Below are 21,489 nucleotides of genomic sequence, written 5' to 3'. Positions count from 1 at the left end.
TTGAGCTAACCGATACTAATGAACCGTGAGGCTTAACCTTACAACGCCGAAGCTGTTTTGGCGTGAGAGACAGACACATTTTCAGCCTGATAACAGATTAGTCGATGTGCACAGAGTAAGACGTGCATGTTGAAAACAGAATTTGCCTGGCGGCACTAGCGCGGTGGTCCCACCTGACCCCATGCCGAACTCAGAAGTGAAACGCCGTAGCGCCGATGGTAGTGTGGGGTCTCCCCATGCGAGAGTAGGGAACTGCCAGGCATCAAATTGCAGTAAACCGGGATGAGAATCCGGGTAGTGACAAAGAAATTCGGTGGAGCGGTAGTTCAGTCGGTTAGAATACCTGCCTGTCACGCAGGGGGTCGCGGGTTCGAGTCCCGTCCGTTCCGCCACTTATTAAAATATTAAGCCTGCTTCGTTGCAGGCTTAATAGTAAGAAAAATTTAGGGGCGTAGCTCAGTTGGTAGAGCACCGGTCTCCAAAACCGGGTGTCGCGAGTTCGAGTCTCTCCGCCCCTGCCATTTAAGAATCCTTTGCTTCGGCAAAGGATTTTTTTTGCCTGAAATTCAGCGGATTTTATCCGCTGCCATTTTCCGGGCGAGTTCAAATATCACTCAAGTACCGCGACTTTTAAGATCTCACGTATCTGATTCTGTTTATCGCTGTTCTGCAGCCAAATTGCATACAGAGGCCGCGTAAGCGTCGCGCTGTCAGACACCGTGTGTATCCCACCCCTCATGTTTGCCCAGTTCACAGGTAACCAGGTGCAACCTTCAAGCGGCATAAGCTGCTGGCGGGCAAGTTCGGCGGAACTGGTTGTCAGCAGCGGAATGTCATCAGGTGCAATCAGGCCTGCTTCATGTTGCTGAAAATCAGGACCCCATTCAATCCGCAGATAATTGAGGTTTGCTTTCATCTGTGACGGAGCCGCGCAGTAAAGTGCCAGGGTAAATTGCCCCAACAGCTGACTACTGAACTCATCCATTTTAGGCGCTTCAGTGGTGATTAGAAGATCGAGCTGCCGTTCGTGAAGTTGCTTTACCAGTGACTGTCTCTGAGCAATACGCGCCTCAAATTGCAAAGTGCTGTGAGCGGGATAAAGCCTTCCCAGCCAACCGTTGAGCATACACTCCCAAAGTGAAGCGCTTGCCCCGATGGAAAACTCATTATGCCGGGACGTATTGGCAACCTCCTTTCGGGCCGATTGCCACGTGCTCATCAATGTTTCTGCATAGGGCAGAAGCTTTTCACCGGCGGCTGTCAGACGAATGTTATTACGATGGCGGGTGAAGAGATTCACGCCCAGCTGGTTTTCGAGCTGACGAATACGAAAGCTGACGGCCGATTGCGTCAGGTACAAAGCTTCTGCCGCACGCCCAAAGTGACGCGTTCGGCTCACTTCGAGGAAAGTTTTTAGCAATTCCGTATCCACACCCATCTCCACAAAAATATTTGTCGTGTTGATTTAAATGTTTTGTTTGACGCTCTGTCAAGCGTAACTAATACTCCGCGCCATAAATAGCTCAGCCAAAGAATCAGGAGCGTGTAGGATGGCGGAAAGCTTTACGACGACTAATCGTTTTTTCGACAATAAAAATTATCCGCGTGGGTTCTCTCGTCATGGTGACTTCACCATCAAAGAGGCTCAACTGCTGGAGCGCCACGGTTATGCGTTTAATGAGCTGGAACTGGGTAACCGTGAACCTGTAACCGAAGATGAAAAGCAGTTTGTTGCTGTCTGCCGTGGCGAACGTGAACCGGCTACAGAGATTGAGCGCGTATGGATCAAATATATGGCGCGAATCAAACGTCCTAAGCGTTTTCACACGCTGTCTGGCGGTAAGCCGCAGGCTGAAGGTGCTGAAGATTACACCGAAAGCGACGATTGATAAGACAGGGGCGAAAGCCCCTTTTTTACGCCATCATTTTCTGTAAGTGAATAAGCAACCGTTCTATTGCCCGATACCCCAGCGCTTCCTGTAAATGCATCCGTGTTATCTTTTCCTCGCCCGCCAGATCCGCAATGCTTCGTGAAACTTTAATCAATCGCTGCCAGGCGCGAATTGATAATCCCAGCTGCGTTAAAACCTGCTCCAGCCATGCAGCATCTTCGCTCTGAAGCTCACAGTGTATTTTCATCTCATGGCTTGTCAGAAGCGCGTTGAGTTTCCCCTGACGTGTCAGTTGTATGTGCTGAGCCGCTACCACTCGGTTTTTTACTGCCTGACTGCTTTCACTCTTTTCCGGAGGCTTGCTTAGCAGCCCGGGTGGAGGGAGTGGGATTTCAAGCGATAAATCAAAACGATCCAGGAAGGGTCCGGACAGCCGCGCAAGATAGCGCAGAACCTGTTCTGGCGAGCTGCGGTTATGGTTTCCCTGATAGTGACCTGTCGGGCTGGGATTCATGGCAGCTATGAGTTGAAAGCGGGCAGGGTAGGTAATCTTCGCCCGGGTACGTGAGATATGAATCTGCCCGGACTCGATCGGCTCACGCAAAGCATCCAGCACCCGACGTTCGAATTCGGGCAGCTCATCGAGGAATAAGATACCGTTATGGGCCAGCGATATTTCGCCAGGGGCGGGAATCGCGCCACCGCCAACCATAGCTGTGAGTGATGCACTGTGATGAGGCGAGCGGAAGGGGCGTCTACGCCACTGTTTATGCACCCGACTGGTTTCGGTCAGGCTCAGAATAGCGGCACTCTCCAGAGCGTCATGGTTGCTCAGAGAGGGGAGGATGCCGGGTAAGCGGCTGGCCAGCATCGTTTTTCCCGTTCCTGGCGGTCCGATAAGCAGCAGGTTGTGCCCACCGGCGGCGGTGACCTCTAAGGCCCGCTTGCCCTGTTGCTGCCCAATAACCTCATTTAAATCGGCTTCCGCCGTGGGTAATATCTCAGACAACGGTTCAGGATGTTGCAGCTCAGCCCGGCCCTCCAGAAAGGCGCAAACTTCCTGCAGATGACCCGCGATGAAGCAATCTGTTCCGCCAATCAGACCGACTTCAGCAGTATTCTCTGCGGGAAAAATGATTTTTCTGCCTGCTCTAATGGCTTCCATCGCCCCTGAAATCGCGCCGGTAACGCCGCGTATCGTCCCGGTCAGCGCCAGTTCGCCGATAAGCTCATACTGACTCAGTTGCGACGTATTCAGCTGCTCAGATGCAGCCAGAAGTGCAATCGCGATAGGTAGATCATAGCGTCCGCCCTCCTTGGGTAAATCCGCCGGCGCCAGATTGATGGTTATCTTCTTTGCTGGAAATTCATAACCGCTATTTATTATTGCGCTTCGGACCCGATCCCGGGCCTCTTTGACTGCCGTTTCCGGCAAACCCACCATGGTTAAACCCGGCAGCCCGTTACTGATATGCACTTCGACAGTTATAGGGGGCGCATTCACGCCGAGTGCGGCGCGTGTGTAAATAATCGACAATGACATAATGCCTCCGTGAAGGTTCAGTATGCCGTTGCGTGCCACACCAGCAAATAAATAATGTGGATTTTACGAGCGCGTTTCCTGTGTTTTTTCGTTTTTTCATTCCTGTTGCACGCAAACTGGAGCGCGATCGAGAAATATTCATAGGCTCCTTGTGCATCAAAGCCGTGAAGAATTTTCATCATCGGAGTTTCTTATAAAAAACAATACTTTTTGCCAATATCGTTAGCCCGATCGAAAATCTCAATATAAAAAATCATTGCTTTTTCAGCCCTGCCTGTGATAACTCTTTAGGTATTCCTTCGAAACATGAAGCTAAAGTACAGAAAATGACAGCCCTTCTACGAGTGATTAGCCTGGTCGTGATTAGCGTGGTGGTGATTATTATCCCACCGTGCGGGGCTGCACTTGGACGAGGAAAGGCTTAGTAATCAAGCCTTAACGAACTAAGACCCCCGCACCGAAAGGTCCGGGGGTTTTTTTATGGCCGAATAAAACCAATGAGAGGCAGAAGATGATAACCAGCATAAAATTCTGTTTCTCGCAAACTGCAACGGGGAAGTAACTATGAATGGGGCTCAGTGGGTGGTACATGCGTTGCGAGCGCAGGGAGTCGAAACCGTTTTCGGCTATCCAGGCGGCGCGATTATGCCGATCTACGATGCGTTGTATGACGGCGGCGTGGAACATCTGCTGTGTCGACACGAACAGGGTGCTGCCATGGCGGCCATTGGCTACGCTCGTGCTACGGGTAAAACGGGTGTGTGCATGGCGACTTCTGGCCCAGGCGCTACCAACCTCATCACCGGTCTTGCTGATGCGTTGCTGGACTCTGTCCCGGTCGTTGCTGTCACCGGCCAGGTCGCCTCGCCATTCATTGGTACTGATGCGTTTCAGGAAGTCGACGTTCTCGGTTTATCACTTGCCTGCACCAAGCACAGTTTTCTGGTGCAGTCGCTGGAAGAGCTGCCGCGCATAATGGCTGAAGCTTTCGAGGTGGCAAACTCAGGCCGTCCTGGCCCTGTTCTGGTTGATATCCCGAAAGATATTCAGGTGGCTTGCGCGGACCTCGAACCGCATTTCTCCACCGTTGCAGACGAAAGCGAGTTCCCGCATGAAGACGTCGCGCTGGCGCGTCAGATGGTTGCACAGGCCAGCCAGCCGATGCTCTATGTGGGCGGTGGTGTTGGCATGGCAAACGCGGTGCCTGCACTGCGCGAATTTATTGCAGCCACACAGATGCCTGTCACCTGTACGCTGAAAGGCTTGGGGGCCGTAGAGGCCGATTATCCGTACTATCTGGCGATGCTGGGCATGCACGGTACCAAAGCGGCAAACCTCGCGGTGCAGCAGTGTGATTTGCTAATTGCCGTTGGGGCGCGCTTTGACGACCGCGTCACGGGCAAGCTGAATACGTTCGCGCCGAATGCCAAAGTTATTCATATGGATATCGATCCTGCGGAGCTGAACAAACTGCGCCAGGCGCATGTGGGCTTGCAGGGGGATTTGAACGCATTGCTGCCTGCCTTGCAGCAGCCGCTGAGTATCGACGCATGGCGCAAACATACCGCCGAGCTGCGGGCTGAGCACGCCTGGCGCTACGATCACCCTGGTGAGGCTATTTACGCCCCGCTGTTGCTCAAACAGCTCTCCGATCGTAAGCCAGCCAACAGCGTGGTTACGACTGACGTGGGTCAGCATCAGATGTGGTCGGCACAGCACATGACCTACACCCGCCCTGAAAACTTCATCACCTCCAGCGGACTTGGCACGATGGGCTTCGGTTTGCCTGCTGCGGTAGGTGCGCAAGTAGCACGTCCGGAGGATACGGTTATCTGTATCTCCGGTGACGGCTCTTTCATGATGAACGTGCAGGAGCTCGGCACCGTCAAACGCAAACAGCTGCCGCTGAAAATCGTTTTGCTCGATAACCAGCGCTTAGGCATGGTTCGCCAGTGGCAGCAGCTTTTCTTCCAGGAGCGCTACAGCGAAACAACGCTCACCGATAACCCCGATTTCCTTACGCTCGCCAGCGCCTTTGGCATTCCTGGCCAGCACATCACCCGTAAAGATCAGGTTGAAGCGGCACTCGACGCGATGCTGAACAGCAAAGGGCCTTACCTGCTTCATGTCTCAATTGACGAACTCGAAAACGTCTGGCCGCTGGTACCGCCGGGTGCCAGTAATGCAGAAATGCTGGAGAAATTATCATGATGCATCATCAGGTTGCCGTTCAGGCTCGCTTCAACCCCGAAACCTTAGAGCGCGTTTTGCGCGTTGTCCGTCACCGCGGCTTCCAGATTTGTGCCATGAATATGGAAACCGCCACCGATGCACAGAACATAAATATCGAATTGACCGTTGCCAGCCTTCGCCCAGTCGAATTACTGTTTAGCCAGTTAAGCAAACTGGTGGACGTCGCTCGCGTCGAGATCCAGCAACGAACAACATCATCACAACAAATCCGCGCCTGAGCGCAAAAGGAAGAACAATGACCACGAAAAAAGCTGATTACATCTGGTTTAACGGTGAGATGACTCCATGGGGCGAGGCGAAGGTACACGTGATGTCCCACGCGCTGCACTATGGAACGTCGGTGTTCGAAGGCATCCGTTGCTACGACTCTCACAAAGGCCCGGTGGTGTTCCGTCATCGTGAACACATGCAGCGTCTGCATGATTCAGCCAAAATCTACCGCTTCCCGGTTTCTCAGAGCGTCGATGAACTGATGGAAGCCTGCCGTGAAGTGATCCGCAAAAACAGCCTCACCAGCGCGTATATTCGCCCGCTGGTGTTCGTGGGAGATGTGGGCATGGGCGTGAACCCGCCAGCCGGTTACACCACAGACGTGATCATTGCCGCTTTCCCTTGGGGCGCATACCTCGGCGCTGAAGCGCTGGATCAGGGCATCGACGCAATGGTTTCTTCCTGGAATCGCGTGGCACCAAACACTATCCCAACTGCGGCGAAAGCAGGCGGGAACTACCTTTCCTCTCTGCTGGTCGGCAGCGAAGCGCGCCGTCATGGTTACCAGGAAGGGATCGCGCTGGATGTGAACGGCTATATCTCCGAAGGCGCAGGCGAAAACCTGTTCGAAGTGAAAGACGGCATTCTGTTCACGCCTCCGTTTACTTCTTCTGCACTGCCGGGCATCACCCGTGACGCCATCATCAAACTGGCGAAAGACCTGAATATTGAAGTCCGTGAGCAGGTGCTGTCCCGCGAATCGCTGTACCTGGCGGATGAAGTGTTTATGTCCGGTACCGCGGCAGAAATCACCCCGGTGCGCAGCGTCGACGGTATCCAGGTAGGCGAAGGCCGCTGCGGCCCGGTCACCAAACGCATTCAGCAAGCCTTCTTCGGCCTCTTCACCGGCGAAACCGAAGATAAATACGGCTGGCTGGACCAGGTTAATCCATAAGTATAAATTCGGGACGGCACGCACCGTCCCGCTAAATTGTCAGACGGGAGTAAACAGAGCATGCCTAAGTACCGTTCCGCCACCACCACCCACGGCCGTAATATGGCGGGTGCCCGCGCGCTGTGGCGCGCCACCGGAATGACCGACGCCGATTTCGGCAAGCCGATCATTGCCGTCGTAAACTCGTTTACCCAGTTCGTGCCGGGACACGTTCACCTGCGCGACCTCGGTAAACTGGTTGCAGAGCAAATCGAAGCCTCCGGCGGCGTCGCGAAAGAGTTCAACACCATCGCCGTGGACGACGGCATCGCCATGGGCCACGGCGGCATGCTGTATTCCCTGCCGTCGCGCGAGCTCATCGCCGACTCCGTGGAGTACATGGTCAATGCCCACTGCGCCGATGCGATGGTCTGTATTTCCAACTGCGACAAAATCACCCCGGGCATGTTAATGGCCTCCCTGCGCCTCAACATTCCGGTGATCTTTGTTTCCGGCGGTCCGATGGAAGCCGGGAAAACCAAACTTTCCGATCAAATCATCAAGCTGGATCTGGTTGATGCCATGATTCAGGGCGCAGACCCGAAAGTCTCCGACGAACAGAGCGATCAAATCGAACGCTCCGCGTGCCCGACCTGCGGCTCCTGTTCCGGGATGTTCACCGCCAACTCGATGAACTGCCTGACCGAAGCGCTGGGTCTGTCTCAGCCGGGCAACGGATCGCTGCTGGCGACCCACGCCGACCGTAAAGAGCTGTTCCTCAACGCCGGCAAGCGTATCGTCGAGCTGACCAAACGCTATTACGAGCAGGACGATGCCAGCGCGCTGCCGCGTAACATTGCCAGCAAAGCGGCATTCGAAAACGCCATGACGCTCGATATCGCCATGGGCGGCTCCACCAACACCGTTCTGCACCTGCTGGCGGCAGCGCAGGAAGCGGAAATCGACTTCACCATGAGTGATATCGACAAGCTCTCCCGCAAAGTGCCGCAGCTGTGCAAAGTGGCGCCAAGCACCCAGAAATATCACATGGAAGACGTTCACCGTGCGGGCGGCGTGCTCGGTATCCTCGGTGAGCTGGACCGTGCCGGCCTGCTGAACCGTGAAGTGAAAAACGTGCTTGGGCTTTCTCTGCCGCAGACGCTCGATCAATACGATGTGATGCTGACCAAAGACGATGCGGTGAAAACCATGTTCCGCGCAGGCCCGGCAGGCATTCGCACCACCCAGGCCTTCTCGCAGAACTGCCGTTGGGACACGCTGGATGACGATCGCGCCGAAGGCTGTATTCGTTCGCTGGAAAATGCGTACAGCCAGGACGGTGGCCTGGCAGTGCTGTACGGCAACTTCGCGGAAAACGGCTGTATCGTGAAAACCGCAGGCGTGGACGACAGCATCCTGAAATTCACCGGCCCGGCGAAAGTCTACGAAAGCCAGGACGATGCGGTAGAAGCGATCCTCGGCGGGAAAGTTGTGGCGGGCGACGTCGTTGTTATCCGTTACGAAGGGCCGAAAGGTGGGCCGGGCATGCAGGAAATGCTCTACCCGACCACGTTCCTGAAGTCTATGGGCCTCGGCAAAGCCTGTGCGCTGGTGACTGACGGGCGCTTCTCCGGCGGCACCTCCGGTCTGTCTATCGGTCACGTTTCTCCGGAAGCGGCGAGCGGTGGCAACATTGCCATTATCGAAGATGGCGACCTGATTGAAATCGACATTCCGAATCGCGGCATTCAGCTGAAGCTGAGCGACCAGGAGATTGCCGCGCGCCGTGAAGCGCAGGAAGCTCGGGGTGAACAAGCCTGGACTCCACGCGATCGTGAACGTCAGGTATCGTTCGCCCTGCGTGCCTATGCAAGCCTGGCCACAAGTGCGGACAAAGGCGCTGTGCGCGATAAATCCAAACTCGGGGGCTAATCATGGCCGAATCCCAGCCGCTATCCGCCGCCCCTGAGGGGGCGGAATATCTCAGAGCGGTGCTGCGCGCGCCGGTCTATGAAGCCGTGCAGGTCACACCGCTTCAGAAAATGGAAAAAATTTCATCGCGCCTCGACAACGTGGTGCTGGTGAAACGCGAAGACCGCCAGCCGGTGCACAGCTTCAAGCTGCGCGGGGCGTACGCGATGATGGCGGGCCTGACCGAAGAGCAGAAATCGCGTGGGGTGATTACTGCGTCGGCGGGCAACCATGCTCAGGGCGTTGCGTTTTCTTCCGCACGCCTTGGCATCAAAGCGCTGATTGTGATGCCGGTAGCGACGGCTGATATCAAAGTCGATGCCGTTCGCGGCTTCGGCGGTGAAGTTTTACTGCACGGCGCAAACTTCGATGAGGCGAAAGCCAAAGCCATCGAACTGGCGCAGCAGCAGGGCTTTACCTGGGTGCCACCGTTCGATCACCCGATGGTGATTGCCGGCCAGGGCACGCTGGCGCTTGAGCTGCTGCAACAGGATGCGCATCTCGATCGCGTGTTCGTGCCGGTTGGCGGCGGTGGTCTGGCGGCGGGCGTGGCGGTATTGATCAAGCAGCTGATGCCGCAGATCAAAGTCATCGCGGTGGAAGCCGAAGATTCAGCCTGCCTGAAAGCGGCGCTGGACGCAGGCCATCCGGTGGATTTGCCCCGCGTCGGGCTGTTTGCTGAAGGTGTGGCGGTGAAGCGCATCGGCGACGAAACGTTCCGCCTCTGTCAGGAATACCTCGACGACATCATCACCGTGGATAGCGACGCCATCTGTGCGGCGATGAAGGATTTGTTCGAAGACGTGCGTGCGGTGGCAGAGCCTTCAGGCGCGCTGGCGCTGGCGGGAATGAAAAAGTATATCGCACAGCACAACATTCGCGGTGAACGCCTGGCGCACGTGCTTTCGGGCGCGAACGTCAACTTCCACGGTTTGCGCTATGTGTCAGAACGTTGTGAGCTTGGCGAGCAGCGTGAAGCCCTGCTGGCGGTGACGATCCCGGAAGAGAAAGGCAGCTTCCTGAAATTCTGCCAGCTGCTTGGCGGGCGCTCGGTGACGGAGTTTAACTACCGCTTTGCCGATGCCAAAGACGCCTGCATTTTCGTGGGCGTGCGGTTAAGCCGTGGGCTGGAGGAGCGCAAAGAGATCCTCAGCCTGCTGCGCGATGGCGGCTACAGCGTGGTGGATTTGTCAGACGATGAAATGGCGAAGCTGCACGTTCGCTACATGGTTGGCGGGCGTCCATCAAAGCCGTTGCAGGAACGTCTTTACAGCTTCGAGTTTCCGGAATCGCCAGGAGCGCTGCTGAAGTTCCTCTACACGCTCGGCACACACTGGAATATTTCCCTGTTCCACTATCGCAGCCACGGCACCGATTATGGCCGCGTGCTGGCGGCGTTTGAGTTGGGCGAGCATGAGCCCGATTTCGAAACCCGCCTCAACGAGTTGGGCTACGACTGCCACGACGAAACCAATAACCCGGCGTTCAGGTTCTTCCTCGCGGGCTAGTGATTCGGCAGAATCGACCAGAAAGCATCAATCAGCGGCTCATGTAGCCGCTTTTTTTGTCCGCAAACGCCAAGCTCGAACGGCGTTTTCTCATCACTGCGTTCGAGAATCATCACGCGGTTGCGCACCGGTTCCGGGCTGTTCTCCAGCACAATTTCCGGAATGAGCGCCACGCCACAGCCCAACGCCACCATTGAAACCATCGCTTCATGCCCGCCAACCGTGGCGTAAATCGATGGATTACTGATTTTATGGCGGCGGAACCACAGCTCAATACGGCGGCGGACCGGGCCCTGGTCGGCCATGATAAACGGCACTGTAGACCAGTCAGGTTTTTCCTGTGACACCTGAGTGCGCACAGGGCAAGGCAGGGCCGGGGCGATGAGGACGACCGCCAGGTTCTCCAGCATGGAAAAGGCGACCGCACCCGGCAGCGTTTCAGGTTTGCCCGCAATCGCCAGATCGGCTTCGCCGGTGACGACTTTGTCCATCGCGTCGGCGGCATCGCCGGTGGTGAGTTTAATTTCGACTGACGGATGCTCCGCGCGGAATCGATCCAGAATTGGCGGCAGATGGCTGTAGGCGGCGGTCACTGAGCAGAAAATATGAAGTTCGCCTGAGAGCGACGGACCTTGCTGGTCCAGCGTGTGGCGCAGTTGCTGATACTGCAACAGCGTCTGTTGGGCGAAAACTCTCAGCTCATCGCCGGCTTCGGTAAGCGTGACCGTGCGGTTATCGCGAACAAACAGCGGCTGACCGAGATCGTCTTCCAGCCGCTGAATTTGCCGGGAAAGCGTGGAAGGGCTGACGTGCATCGCCCGCGCACTGCGGCCAAAGTGGCGGCTTTCGGCCAGATGCAGGAACGTTTTCAGATCGCGTAAATCCATAAGCGGGTCACCCTATTTTTACGTTGCATTTTTTGCAATGTGACGTTGTGAATATATCAATTTCAGCAATAAATTTCCTGTTGTAATGTGGGTTCATTCTCGCAAAACGCGAACCGAACAATAAGACGCACAACATCACGGAGTACACCACCATGGCTAACTACTTTAATACACTGAACCTGCGCCAGCAGCTGGCACAGCTGGGCAAATGCCGCTTCATGGGCCGCGACGAATTCGCCGATGGCGCGAGCTACCTTCAGGGTAAAAAAGTGGTCATCGTCGGCTGTGGCGCTCAGGGTTTGAACCAGGGCCTGAACATGCGTGACTCCGGTCTGGACATCGCTTACGCACTGCGTAACGAAGCGATTGCTGAAAAGCGTGCTTCCTGGCGTAAAGCTACCGAAAACGGTTTCAAGGTTGGCACTTACGAAGAGCTGATCCCACAGGCGGATCTGGTTGTTAACCTGACGCCGGACAAGCAGCACTCTGACGTAGTGCGTTCCGTTCAGCCATTGATGAAAGATGGTGCTGCGCTGGGTTACTCCCACGGTTTCAACATTGTGGAAGTTGGCGAGCAGATCCGTAAAGACATCACCGTAGTGATGGTGGCGCCGAAGTGCCCGGGTACGGAAGTGCGTGAAGAATACAAACGTGGCTTTGGTGTTCCAACCCTGATCGCCGTTCACCCGGAAAACGATCCGAAAGGCGAAGGCATGGCGATTGCTAAAGCCTGGGCCGCGGCCACCGGCGGTCATCGTGCGGGCGTGCTGGAATCCTCCTTCGTTGCAGAAGTGAAATCTGACCTGATGGGCGAGCAAACCATTCTGTGCGGTATGCTGCAGGCCGGTTCTCTGCTCTGCTTCGACAAGCTGGTGCAGGAAGGCACTGACCCGTCTTATGCTGAAAAACTGATTCAGTTCGGCTGGGAAACCATCACCGAAGCGCTGAAGCAGGGCGGTATCACGCTGATGATGGATCGCCTGTCCAACCCGGCGAAAGTGCGTGCTTATGCGCTGTCCGAGCAGCTGAAAGAGATCATGGCCCCGCTGTTCCAGAAACACATGGATGACATCATCTCCGGTGAGTTCTCCTCCGGTATGATGGCCGACTGGGCTAACGACGATAAGAAACTGCTGGGCTGGCGTGAAGAAACCGGGCAGACCGCATTTGAAAACGCCGCGCAGTTTGACGGCAAGATCGGTGAGCAGGAGTACTTCGATAAAGGCGTACTGATGATCGCGATGGTGAAAGCAGGCGTTGAGCTGGCGTTCGAAACCATGGTCGATTCCGGCATCATCGAAGAGTCTGCTTATTACGAATCCCTGCACGAGCTGCCGCTGATTGCGAACACCATCGCCCGTAAGCGCCTGTACGAAATGAACGTGGTTATCTCTGATACCGCTGAGTACGGTAACTACCTGTTCTCTTACGCCTGCGTACCGCTGCTGAAAGAGTTCATGACGACCCTGCAAACCGGCGATCTGGGTAAAGCGATTGCGGAAGGTGCGGTAGACAACGCTCAGCTGCGCGACGTGAACGAAGCGATTCGCAGCCATGAGATCGAGAAAGTGGGTAAAAAACTGCGTGGCTACATGACTGACATGAAGCGTATTGCCGTAGCGGGTTAATTGAAAGCGTGTCGGGTGGGACCAGTGCTTACCCGGTCAACGAAACTAAAAAGCCTTCCCGCGGGAAGGCTTTTGCACTTTATTTGCGGTACAGCACTTTAATCACGTGATAACCGAACTGAGTGTGCAGCGGGCCGGTTGGTTCCAGCACCGGGCAGGAGAACACGACTTTATCGAACGCCGGTACCATCTGGCCCTGGCGGAATTCACCTAAATCGCCACCTCTTTTGCCTGACGGGCAGATAGAGTGTTTCTTTGCCAGCTTGCCGAAATCGGCGCCGTTTTTAATCTGCTCCAGAAGATCGATTGCCAGTTTCTCTTCTTTTACAAGGATATGCAGTGCTGCTGCTGTTTTTGCCATGATCGTGCCTTGAGTGGTGTGGTTCAGGCTCGCTATACTACCATGCTCTATTTCTGCCCTCCCGTTTTTCATTGAGTGACCCTATGCGTTTAAATCCCGGACAACAACAAGCCGTCGAATTCGTCACCGGACCCTGCCTGGTGCTGGCGGGAGCGGGATCCGGTAAGACGCGCGTGATCACCAATAAAATCGCCCATCTTATCCATCAGTGTGGCTACCAGGCGAAGCACATCGCGGCGGTGACGTTTACCAACAAAGCGGCCCGCGAAATGAAGGAGCGTGTCGCCCAGACGATGGGGCGCAAAGAAGCGCGTGGCCTGATGATTTCGACGTTCCATACGCTGGGGCTGGAAATCATCAAGCGTGAATTTGCGGCGCTGGGGATGAAATCTAACTTCTCTCTGTTTGACGACACCGATCAGGTGGCCTTGCTCAAAGAGCTGACGGAAGGGCTGATTGAAGACGATAAGGTTTTATTGCAGCAGCTGATCTCGACGATCTCCAACTGGAAAAACGATCTGATGACGCCGTCGCAAGCGGCGGCCCAGGCCAAAGGAGAACGCGATCGCATTTTTGCCCACTGCTACGGGCTGTACGATGCGCATATGAAAGCCTGTAACGTGCTCGATTTTGACGATCTCATCCTGCTGCCGACGCTGCTGTTGCAGCGCAATGAAGAGGTGCGCGAGCGCTGGCAGAACAAGATTCGCTATCTGCTGGTGGATGAATACCAGGACACCAACACCAGCCAGTATGAACTGGTGAAGCTGCTGGTGGGCAGCCGGGCGCGCTTTACCGTGGTGGGCGACGACGATCAGTCCATTTATTCCTGGCGCGGTGCGCGGCCACAAAACCTGGTGCTGCTGAGCCAGGATTTCCCGAAATTACAGGTGATTAAGCTCGAGCAGAACTACCGTTCCTCTGGCCGAATCCTGAAAGCCGCCAACATCCTGATCGCCAATAACCCGCACGTGTTTGAGAAGAAACTCTTTTCTGAACTCGGGTATGGCACAGAGCTGAAAGTGCTGAGCGCCAATCACGAAGAGCATGAGGCCGAGCGAGTGGCGGGGGAACTTATCGCCCATCACTTTGTTAATAAGACGGCATACAAGGATTACGCGATCCTCTATCGCGGCAACCATCAGTCTCGCGTGTTTGAGAAGCTGCTGATGCAAAACCGCATTCCGTACCGTATATCGGGCGGAACGTCGTTCTTCTCACGCCCTGAAATTAAGGATCTGCTGGCCTATCTGCGTGTGCTGACCAATCCCGATGACGACAGTGCTTTCCTGCGCATTGTTAATACGCCCAAGCGTGAGATTGGCCCGGCAACGTTGCAAAAGCTCGGTGAATGGGCGACCACGCGCAGCAAAAGCATGTTCGCCGCAAGTTTTGATATGGGCCTGACTCAAACCCTGACCGGGCGTGGCTATGAATCGTTAACCCGCTTCACTCACTGGCTGGGTGAAGTGCAGCGCCTGGCCGAGCGCGAGCCCATTGCTGCCGTGCGCGATCTGATTCATGGCATCGATTACGAATCCTGGCTGTTTGAAACCTCACCCAGCCCGAAAGCCGCTGAAATGCGGATGAAAAACGTCAATACGCTGTTTGGCTGGATGACGGAGATGCTGGAAGGCTCCGATCTTGAAGAGCCGATGACCTTGACGCAGGTGGTCACCCGTTTCACCCTGCGTGACATGATGGAGCGCGGTGAAAGTGATGAAGACCTCGATCAGGTTCAGCTGATGACGTTGCATGCCTCCAAAGGGCTGGAGTTCCCTTACGTCTATCTGGTCGGCATGGAAGAAGGCCTGCTGCCACATCAGAGCAGTATTGACGAAGATAACGTGGATGAAGAGCGACGCCTGGCCTACGTGGGTATCACCCGCGCGCAAAAGGAGCTGACGTTTACGCTGTGCAAAGAGCGGCGTCAGTACGGCGAGCTGGTTCGCCCGGAGCCGAGCCGCTTCCTGCTGGAATTACCGCAGGACGATATTATTTGGGAGCAGGAACGTAAGGTGGTATCGGCAGAAGAGCGGATGCACAAAGGGCAGACGAACGTGGCGAATATCAAAGAGATGCTGGCAAGAGCGAAGGCTAAGCAGTAGGCCCGATAGCGCGGCACTATCGGGTTATTTCGATACTATTGGACTATCAAAGGCCAGTGCACGTAACCCTGCCACTGGCTTTCCTGCAACACCAACTCTGCGCCTAGTGGATGGGCCGCCAGCCAGCCCGTTGGCAGCGTGAGCGTCAGCGTTTCCCCTTCAGCACTGAGTGCAATCTCCGGTAGCAGATCGTCCCGGCGACGGCCTGCGAACAGGATCGCCAGGCGCAGCAGGCGACAAAGCCTGTCTGCGACGCGCGGGGGGACGGCATTCTGTTGATGAAGCGAAGGAAGGTCTACCGGGTTGGTCTGATTCAGTACCAGCGTCGCCAGCAGTTTTTTCTGCGCGGGGGTAAAGCCAGGCAAATCCAGATTGCGGACCAGATAGGCGGCATGCTGCGGTGCCTGTTTGAAATCCACGCTCAGGCCAATTTCATGCAGATGGCAGGCGCTTAGCAGCAAATCACGGCTTAACGGTTCAATTTCCCAACTGTTTCCTACCTGATCGACAAAGTGCGAGGCCAGTTGCGCCACACGCTGAGCCTGTTCGGTATCGACCATAAAGCGGCGCTGAATGTTGCGCAGCGTGCGGTTGCGAATATCCTGATCGACGGCCAGATGCAGCATGCCATAGACCAGGCCTTCGCGCAGCGCGCCGCCCGCGAGCGTCATGCAGGTGATGCCTAACTCGTTGAAAATGGCCAGCAGAATGGCGAGCCCGCTCGGGAAGACCAGCGCACGTTCGAGCGTCAGCCCTTCAATTTCCAGCTCTTCAAGACGGCCGCACTGAATAGCGCGCTGTTTAAGCTGTTCAAGCTTGGCAAGCGTGATGCGCTCATCCATACCCTGCGCCATCATGATTTCCTGCAGCGCCTGTACGGTGCCTGACGCACCCACGCAGACTTTCCAGCCGTGGCGTTTTAACTCAGCGGCTACAGGACGAAGAACTTCGCGCGCGGCCTGTTCGGCGGCGTCAAAATGTGCTTGTTCGAGATTGCGATCGGTAAAAAAACGCTCGAGCCAGGTGACGCAGCCCATCGATAAACTGAACAGAGAAGTGGTTTGTGCGCCTTTGCCGGTCACCAGTTCGGTACTGGCTCCGCCGATATCCACCACCAAACGGCGATCGTCCCCGCCCGTGGTGTGCGCCACGCCCTGGTAAATCAGACGCGCCTCTTCTTCACCAGTAATAACCTGTATCGCGCAGCCGAGGATCTCTTGCGCTCTGGCAATAAATTCATCGGCGTTGACGGCGAGACGAAGCGTGGCTGTGGCCACTACGCGAATTTGCGCGTGGGGAATATCCTGCAAGCGCTCCGCAAACAAACGCAGGCATTGCCAGCCCCGTTCCATGGCCTCCGGTGACAGCGTGTTATCGCTGTTAAGCCCGGCGGCCAGCCTGACTTTGCGCTTAATACGCGTCAGGGTCTGAATGCTCCCCGCCACTTCGCGCACAACCAGCATATGAAAACTATTGGAACCGAGATCGATAGCTGCATAAAGCGAAGAGGCGGCGCTGAGCATAGGGCAATTAACCTGAACGTCGACGGTTACGTGGTGCGCCACCGCCAGAACGGCGCGGGCCGTTGCCAGGGCGAGATGGACGCGTCAGACGCAGAGCTCTTGGCAGTTCGGTCATCAGCGCATCCGGGTTGTACTTGCTCTGCGGAATCGAGTGACCAATGTAGGTTTCGATGGCCGGCAGATTCAGCGCGTACTCTTCACAGGCGAGGCTGATGGAGTGGCCGCTGGCGCCCGCACGACCAGTACGACCGATGCGGTGGACATAGTCTTCACAATCGTCCGGCAGATCGTAGTTAAAGACGTGCGTAACGGCTGGAATATGCAGGCCACGGGCCGCAACGTCGGTCGCGACCAGAATATCGAGATCGCCACGGGTGAACTCTTCGAGAATACGCAGGCGTTTTTTCTGCGCAACGTCGCCGGTCAGCAGACCCACGCGATGGCCATCGGCCGCCAGGTGGCCCCAGATATCTTCACAGCGGTGCTTGGTGTTAGCGAAAATAATGGCGCGATCCGGCCACTCTTCTTCCACCAGGGTTTGCAGCAGGCGCATTTTCTCTTCGTTGGAAGGGTAGAAGAGCTCTTCTTTAATGCGGTGACCCGTTTTTTGTTCCGGCTCGACTTCTACGTACTCGGCGTTGTTCATTTGCTCGAACGCCAGTTCGCGTACGCGGTAAGAAAGGGTGGCAGAGAACAGCATATTCAGACGCTGATTGGCCTGCGGCATGCGGCGGAACAGCCAGCGGATATCTTTGATAAAGCCCAGATCGTACATGCGATCTGCTTCATCCAGCACCACGACCTGGATGGCACCAAGGTTAATATGGTTCTGCTTTGCGTAATCAATGAGGCGCCCGGTGGTGCCGATCAGAATATCGACGCCGCTTTCCAGCACCTTCAGCTGTTTGTCGTAGCCGTCACCGCCATAGGCGAGGCCGAGCTTCAGACCGGTGGCGTTAGCCAGCGGTTCTGCGTCCGCATGAATCTGCACGGCCAATTCGCGCGTCGGGGCCATGATCAGCGCACGCGGTTGGTTGACCTGGCGGTTCTCTGCGGCCGGGTGAGAGAGAAGATAATGGAACGTTGACGTAAGAAACGCCATCGTTTTGCCGGTTCCGGTTTGCGCCTGACCTGCAACGTCACGACCTGCAAGCGTCAGCGGTAGCGCCAGAGCCTGAATAGGTGTGCAATTATGAAACCCTTTCTTTTCAAGGGCTTCGACGACTTTTGGGTGCAGGGCGAAGTCGGAAAACTTCTGTTCTGTTAAATGTGTTTTGCTCATAGTGTGGTAGAATATCAGCTTACTATTGCATTAAGAAAGCGTATCCGGTGAAATAACGTCAACCTTTAGTTGGCTAAAGCAACATCAACATGACGTTGATTGTTGATTAATGCTACACCAACACACCAGGCTTATTCCTGTGGAGTTATATATGAGCGATAAAATTATTCACCTGACTGACGATAGTTTTGACACGGACGTACTCAAAGCTGACGGGGTTACCCTCGTTGATTTCTGGGCAGAGTGGTGCGGTCCGTGCAAAATGATTGCTCCGATTCTGGATGAAATCGCTGAAGAGTTCGAAGGTAAACTGACCGTTGCAAAACTGAACATCGACCAGAACCCGGGCACGGCGCCAAAATACGGCATCCGTGGCATCCCGACTCTGCTGCTGTTCAAAAACGGCGAAGTGGCAGCAACGAAAGTTGGCGCACTGTCTAAAGGTCAGCTGAAAGAATTCCTCGAAGCAAACCTCGCCTGAACCCTGCAAGGTTGATGTGGCGTCCGCAGTTCTGAAAATGTCGGGACCGCTGGACGCCCGTCCTGAGTCGTGCTAAGTTAAGTTGACTTCGTTTTAAACATACCTTATGTAGTTTGACTCTGATTTAGCCAATACCTTCCCGTACCACTACATTTACGCGTGAAGTTGATAGATTCCAGGCTCATCACTTTTTCCGTCTCGTCGTTTCAGTTCTGCGTTCTTTCCTTTGACCAGGCAGCGTACAGACATAAGTAGGTGGCCGTAAACAGGCATGGATGATCCTGCCATACCATTCACACATACGTTCGAGATTTACCCCTCACACCACTATGAATCTTACCGAATTAAAGAATACGCCGGTTTCTGAACTGATCACTCTCGGCGAAAATATGGGGCTGGAAAATCAGGCCCGCATGCGCAAACAGGACATCATCTTCTCTATCCTGAAGCAGCACGCGAAGAGTGGCGAAGATATCTTTGGCGACGGTGTGCTGGAGATTCTGCAGGATGGATTTGGTTTCCTCCGCTCAGCAGACAGCTCCTACCTCGCCGGTCCCGATGATATCTACGTTTCCCCTAGCCAAATCCGCCGTTTCAACCTCCGCACAGGTGACACCATTTCCGGTAAGATTCGTCCTCCAAAAGAGGGTGAGCGTTACTTTGCGCTGTTGAAAGTTAACGAAGTTAACTACGACAAGCCGGAAAACTCACGTAACAAGATCCTGTTCGAGAACTTAACGCCGCTGCACGCAAATTCACGCCTGCGTATGGAGCGTGGTAACGGTTCTACCGAAGACTTAACCGCACGCGTTCTGGATCTGGCTTCGCCAATCGGCCGCGGTCAGCGTGGTTTGATTGTTGCACCGCCAAAAGCCGGTAAAACCATGCTGCTGCAGAACATCGCGCAGAGCATCGCCTATAACCATCCTGACTGCGTGCTGATGGTGCTGCTTATCGACGAACGTCCGGAAGAAGTAACCGAGATGCAGCGTCTGGTGAAAGGCGAAGTGGTTGCCTCAACGTTTGACGAACCCGCTTCCCGCCACGTGCAGGTTGCTGAAATGGTCATCGAAAAAGCCAAGCGCCTGGTTGAGCACAAGAAAGACGTTATCATTCTGCTCGACTCCATTACCCGTCTGGCACGTGCTTACAACACCGTGGTACCTGCTTCCGGTAAAGTACTGACCGGTGGTGTGGACGCTAACGCCCTGCATCGTCCTAAGCGCTTCTTCGGTGCGGCTCGTAACGTGGAAGAGGGTGGCAGCCTGACGATCATCGCGACTGCGCTGATCGATACCGGTTCCAAAATGGATGAAGTTATCTACGAAGAGTTCAAAGGCACCGGTAACATGGAGCTGCATCTCTCTCGTAAGATTGCGGAAAAACGCGTCTTCCCGGCTATCGATTACAACCGTTCCGGTACCCGTAAAGAAGAGCTGCTCACCACTCAGGAAGAGCTGCAGAAAATGTGGATTCTGCGCAAAATCATCCATCCAATGGGTGAAATTGATGCGATGGAATTCCTCATCAATAAGCTGGCGATGACCAAAACCAATGATGACTTCTTCGACATGATGAAGCGTTCCTAAGGTCTCGTTTTGCCCCAAAACGCCACGCAATCGCGTGGCGTTTTTGTTTTTAGCTCCCACTTTCTGAAATCGCTCAAGACCACCAGAAAAGGGTGTTTTTGTTGAGCACGTCAGCTATTTGGCCAAAAAAGCAACTAATTCCTTTAAACTCAGTCGTATTCCACTTCAGGCGAGCGACTATCGTGAGTATACTTTCGTTAATATTTTTTCCTGAGAGCACCAATTGTGAATTTACTGACCGCCAGTACTGATCTGATCAGTATTTTTTTGTTCACAACCCTGTTTCTGTTTTTTGCCCGGAAAGTGGCAAAAAAAGTGGGTCTGGTAGATAAGCCGAACTTCCGTAAACGGCATCAGGGGCTGATTCCTCTCGTTGGCGGTATTTCAGTGTATGCAGGTATTTGCTTCACATTTGCTATCGTCAACGTCTATATCCCCCATGCGTTGCTTTATCTTTCCTGCGCGGGCGTACTGGTGCTGGTGGGTGCCCTGGATGATCGGTTTGATATCAGCGTAAAATTCCGTGCGACTGTCCAGGCCCTGATTGGCATTGTGATGATGTATGTCGGTGGCCTCTATTTACGCAGCCTCGGCTACCTCTTCGGATCCTGGGAAATGGTGTTAGGGCCATTCGGCTACTTCCTGACGCTGTTCGCTGTTTGGGCCGCCATTAATGCCTTCAACATGGTTGACGGGATTGATGGTCTGCTGGGCGGGCTGTCTTGTGTCTCGTTTGCGGCCATGGGGCTAATTCTGTGGTTTGATGGCCAGGCCAGCCTCTCTCTATGGTGTTTTGCGATGATCGCGGCGATTGTTCCTTACATCATGCTCAATCTGGGTATTTTGGGAAGACGCTACAAAGTATTTATGGGGGACGCAGGGAGCACCCTGATTGGGTTTACTGTTATCTGGATTTTGCTGGAAACAACCCAAGGTAAGACCCATCCGATTAGCCCTGTCACTGCTTTGTGGATTATTGCCATTCCGCTAATGGACATGGTGGCAATCATGTACCGTCGTTTGCGTAAAGGCATGAGCCCTTTCTCTCCCGACCGTCAGCACATTCATCATCTCATTATGCGTGCTGGTTTTACTTCGCGGCAGGCCTTTGTTCTCATTACGCTTTCAGCTGCTATCCTGGCGGGAATAGGTGTGCTGGGAGAGTACACGCACATCGTGCCTGAGTGGGGAATGCTGCTGCTGTTCCTGGTTGCTTTCTTCCTCTATGGCTATTGTATTAAACGCGCGTGGAAAGTTGCTCGCTTCATTAAACGTTTGAAACGCAGAATGCGCCGCAAGAGCGCTCGTCCAATTTAACT

18 protein-coding genes, 2 tRNA genes and 1 rRNA gene are annotated in these 21,489 nt (G+C 54.7%); 15 read left to right on the top strand and 6 right to left on the bottom strand.

Annotated features, from left to right (window positions below; genetic code table 11):
* Positions 1-145 precede the first annotated feature (145 nt).
* The 3 genes from rrf to CRO87_RS19465 all read left to right on the top strand — a co-directional run bounded on the left by rrf (position 146) and on the right by CRO87_RS19465 (position 521).
* Positions 146-261: ribosomal RNA gene (gene rrf, locus CRO87_RS19475) — 5S ribosomal RNA — on the top strand.
* 54 nt (positions 262-315) lie between these two features.
* Positions 316-392: transfer RNA gene (locus tag CRO87_RS19470), tRNA-Asp, on the top strand.
* 53 nt (positions 393-445) lie between these two features.
* Positions 446-521: transfer RNA gene (locus CRO87_RS19465), tRNA-Trp, on the top strand.
* A gap of 89 nt (positions 522-610) precedes the next feature.
* Here the strand turns inward: CRO87_RS19465 and hdfR are convergent.
* Complete coding sequence (hdfR, locus tag CRO87_RS19460) at positions 611-1,432, bottom strand: HTH-type transcriptional regulator HdfR (RefSeq protein WP_097164581.1); 822 nt, start codon at positions 1,430-1,432, stop codon at positions 611-613.
* 118 nt (positions 1,433-1,550) lie between these two features.
* Between hdfR and CRO87_RS19455 the strand changes: the two genes are divergently transcribed.
* Positions 1,551-1,889 (top strand): DUF413 domain-containing protein, encoded by a 339-nt coding sequence (locus CRO87_RS19455; protein ID WP_097164579.1) that lies wholly within the window; start codon positions 1,551-1,553, stop codon positions 1,887-1,889.
* A 25-nt stretch (positions 1,890-1,914) separates the two neighbouring features.
* Here the strand turns inward: CRO87_RS19455 and CRO87_RS19450 are convergent, their stop codons facing one another.
* The gene (locus CRO87_RS19450; RefSeq protein ID WP_097164578.1) at positions 1,915-3,435 is read right to left on the bottom strand and encodes a YifB family Mg chelatase-like AAA ATPase; all 1,521 of its coding nucleotides are present in this window, start codon (positions 3,433-3,435) and stop codon (positions 1,915-1,917) included.
* Between the two features lie 326 nt (positions 3,436-3,761).
* Between CRO87_RS19450 and ilvL the strand changes: the two genes are divergently transcribed.
* From ilvL to ilvA, 6 genes are all read left to right on the top strand, one after another.
* Positions 3,762-3,860 carry an ilv operon leader peptide gene (gene ilvL / locus CRO87_RS19445; protein ID WP_001311244.1) on the top strand — a complete coding sequence of 33 codons (99 nt, stop codon included), beginning with the start codon at positions 3,762-3,764 and terminating at the stop codon, positions 3,858-3,860.
* Positions 3,861-3,999: 139 nt separating this feature from the next.
* Entirely contained in the window at positions 4,000-5,646 is a 1,647-nt protein-coding gene (ilvG, locus tag CRO87_RS19440; RefSeq protein ID WP_097164577.1) for an acetolactate synthase 2 catalytic subunit, read from the top strand.
* Positions 5,643-5,906, top strand: a complete 264-nt coding sequence (gene ilvM / locus CRO87_RS19435) for an acetolactate synthase 2 small subunit (RefSeq protein WP_097164576.1) — start codon at positions 5,643-5,645, stop codon at positions 5,904-5,906. The genes ilvG and ilvM overlap by 4 nt, the downstream gene beginning before the upstream one ends.
* A gap of 17 nt (positions 5,907-5,923) precedes the next feature.
* Positions 5,924-6,853 (top strand): branched-chain amino acid transaminase, encoded by a 930-nt coding sequence (locus CRO87_RS19430; RefSeq protein ID WP_097164575.1) that lies wholly within the window; start codon positions 5,924-5,926, stop codon positions 6,851-6,853.
* Between the two features lie 60 nt (positions 6,854-6,913).
* Positions 6,914-8,764 (top strand): dihydroxy-acid dehydratase, encoded by a 1,851-nt coding sequence (gene ilvD, locus CRO87_RS19425; RefSeq protein ID WP_097164574.1) that lies wholly within the window; start codon positions 6,914-6,916, stop codon positions 8,762-8,764.
* Positions 8,765-8,766: 2 nt separating this feature from the next.
* Positions 8,767-10,311 (top strand): threonine ammonia-lyase, biosynthetic, encoded by a 1,545-nt coding sequence (gene ilvA, locus CRO87_RS19420; protein WP_097164573.1) that lies wholly within the window; start codon positions 8,767-8,769, stop codon positions 10,309-10,311.
* On the opposite strand, the gene ilvY is transcribed toward ilvA, so the two are convergent.
* The gene (ilvY, locus tag CRO87_RS19415) at positions 10,308-11,198 is read right to left on the bottom strand and encodes an HTH-type transcriptional activator IlvY (RefSeq protein ID WP_097164572.1); all 891 of its coding nucleotides are present in this window, start codon (positions 11,196-11,198) and stop codon (positions 10,308-10,310) included. The two genes, ilvA and ilvY, sit on opposite strands and share 4 nt — an antisense overlap.
* A 152-nt stretch (positions 11,199-11,350) precedes the next feature.
* Here ilvY and ilvC point away from each other — a divergent pair, with 152 nt between their 5' ends.
* Positions 11,351-12,826, top strand: a complete 1,476-nt coding sequence (gene ilvC / locus CRO87_RS19410) for a ketol-acid reductoisomerase (protein ID WP_097164571.1) — start codon at positions 11,351-11,353, stop codon at positions 12,824-12,826.
* Positions 12,827-12,905: 79 nt separating this feature from the next.
* Here ilvC and ppiC read toward each other — a convergent pair whose 3' ends face one another.
* Entirely contained in the window at positions 12,906-13,187 is a 282-nt protein-coding gene (gene ppiC, locus CRO87_RS19405; protein WP_097164570.1) for a peptidylprolyl isomerase PpiC, read from the bottom strand.
* An 83-nt stretch (positions 13,188-13,270) separates the two neighbouring features.
* Between ppiC and rep the strand changes: the two genes are divergently transcribed.
* Positions 13,271-15,295: a DNA helicase Rep gene (gene rep, locus CRO87_RS19400; RefSeq protein WP_097164569.1), complete on the top strand. Its 2,025-nt coding sequence runs from the start codon at positions 13,271-13,273 to the stop codon at positions 15,293-15,295.
* Between the two features lie 35 nt (positions 15,296-15,330).
* Here the strand turns inward: rep and gppA are convergent, their stop codons facing one another.
* On the bottom strand, positions 15,331-16,818 hold the full coding sequence (gene gppA / locus CRO87_RS19395; RefSeq protein ID WP_097164568.1) for a guanosine-5'-triphosphate,3'-diphosphate diphosphatase: 1,488 nt from the start codon (positions 16,816-16,818) through the stop codon (positions 15,331-15,333).
* 7 nt (positions 16,819-16,825) lie between these two features.
* Positions 16,826-18,100: an ATP-dependent RNA helicase RhlB gene (rhlB, locus tag CRO87_RS19390; protein ID WP_097164567.1), complete on the bottom strand. Its 1,275-nt coding sequence runs from the start codon at positions 18,098-18,100 to the stop codon at positions 16,826-16,828.
* A 151-nt stretch (positions 18,101-18,251) separates the two neighbouring features.
* Between rhlB and trxA the strand changes: the two genes are divergently transcribed.
* The 3 genes from trxA to wecA all read left to right on the top strand — a co-directional run bounded on the left by trxA (position 18,252) and on the right by wecA (position 21,487).
* Positions 18,252-18,581 (top strand): thioredoxin TrxA, encoded by a 330-nt coding sequence (gene trxA, locus CRO87_RS19385; RefSeq protein ID WP_097164566.1) that lies wholly within the window; start codon positions 18,252-18,254, stop codon positions 18,579-18,581.
* Between the two features lie 329 nt (positions 18,582-18,910).
* Positions 18,911-20,170, top strand: coding sequence for a transcription termination factor Rho (gene rho / locus CRO87_RS19380; protein ID WP_097164565.1), 1,260 nt, complete (start codon positions 18,911-18,913; stop codon positions 20,168-20,170).
* 225 nt (positions 20,171-20,395) lie between these two features.
* Entirely contained in the window at positions 20,396-21,487 is a 1,092-nt protein-coding gene (gene wecA / locus CRO87_RS19375; RefSeq protein ID WP_097164564.1) for a UDP-N-acetylglucosamine--undecaprenyl-phosphate N-acetylglucosaminephosphotransferase, read from the top strand.
* The last annotated feature ends 2 nt before the right edge of the window (positions 21,488-21,489 follow it).

Source organism: Enterobacter sp. CC120223-11 (assembly GCF_900215375.1).
Lineage (GTDB): Bacteria > Pseudomonadota > Gammaproteobacteria > Enterobacterales > Enterobacteriaceae > Scandinavium.
Note: the sequence above shows the minus strand (reverse complement) of the source record. Positions and strands in the feature narration are given on the sequence as shown.

What these genes read in the sequence shown, in the direction of transcription:
- CRO87_RS19455 (WP_097164579.1), top strand. Translation starts at nt 1,551, where the DNA reads ATGGCGGAAAGCTTTACGACGACTAATCGTTTTTTCGACAATAAAAAT.
- CRO87_RS19450 (WP_097164578.1), bottom strand. Translation starts at nt 3,435, where the DNA reads ATGTCATTGTCGATTATTTACACACGCGCCGCACTCGGCGTGAATGCG.
- ilvL (WP_001311244.1), top strand. Translation starts at nt 3,762, where the DNA reads ATGACAGCCCTTCTACGAGTGATTAGCCTGGTCGTGATTAGCGTGGTG.
- ilvG (WP_097164577.1), top strand. Translation starts at nt 4,000, where the DNA reads ATGAATGGGGCTCAGTGGGTGGTACATGCGTTGCGAGCGCAGGGAGTC.
- ilvM (WP_097164576.1), top strand. Translation starts at nt 5,643, where the DNA reads ATGATGCATCATCAGGTTGCCGTTCAGGCTCGCTTCAACCCCGAAACC.
- CRO87_RS19430 (WP_097164575.1), top strand. Translation starts at nt 5,924, where the DNA reads ATGACCACGAAAAAAGCTGATTACATCTGGTTTAACGGTGAGATGACT.
- ilvD (WP_097164574.1), top strand. Translation starts at nt 6,914, where the DNA reads ATGCCTAAGTACCGTTCCGCCACCACCACCCACGGCCGTAATATGGCG.
- ilvA (WP_097164573.1), top strand. Translation starts at nt 8,767, where the DNA reads ATGGCCGAATCCCAGCCGCTATCCGCCGCCCCTGAGGGGGCGGAATAT.
- ilvY (WP_097164572.1), bottom strand. Translation starts at nt 11,198, where the DNA reads ATGGATTTACGCGATCTGAAAACGTTCCTGCATCTGGCCGAAAGCCGC.
- ilvC (WP_097164571.1), top strand. Translation starts at nt 11,351, where the DNA reads ATGGCTAACTACTTTAATACACTGAACCTGCGCCAGCAGCTGGCACAG.
- ppiC (WP_097164570.1), bottom strand. Translation starts at nt 13,187, where the DNA reads ATGGCAAAAACAGCAGCAGCACTGCATATCCTTGTAAAAGAAGAGAAA.
- rep (WP_097164569.1), top strand. Translation starts at nt 13,271, where the DNA reads ATGCGTTTAAATCCCGGACAACAACAAGCCGTCGAATTCGTCACCGGA.
- gppA (WP_097164568.1), bottom strand. Translation starts at nt 16,818, where the DNA reads ATGCTCAGCGCCGCCTCTTCGCTTTATGCAGCTATCGATCTCGGTTCC.
- rhlB (WP_097164567.1), bottom strand. Translation starts at nt 18,100, where the DNA reads ATGAGCAAAACACATTTAACAGAACAGAAGTTTTCCGACTTCGCCCTG.
- trxA (WP_097164566.1), top strand. Translation starts at nt 18,252, where the DNA reads ATGAGCGATAAAATTATTCACCTGACTGACGATAGTTTTGACACGGAC.
- rho (WP_097164565.1), top strand. Translation starts at nt 18,911, where the DNA reads ATGAATCTTACCGAATTAAAGAATACGCCGGTTTCTGAACTGATCACT.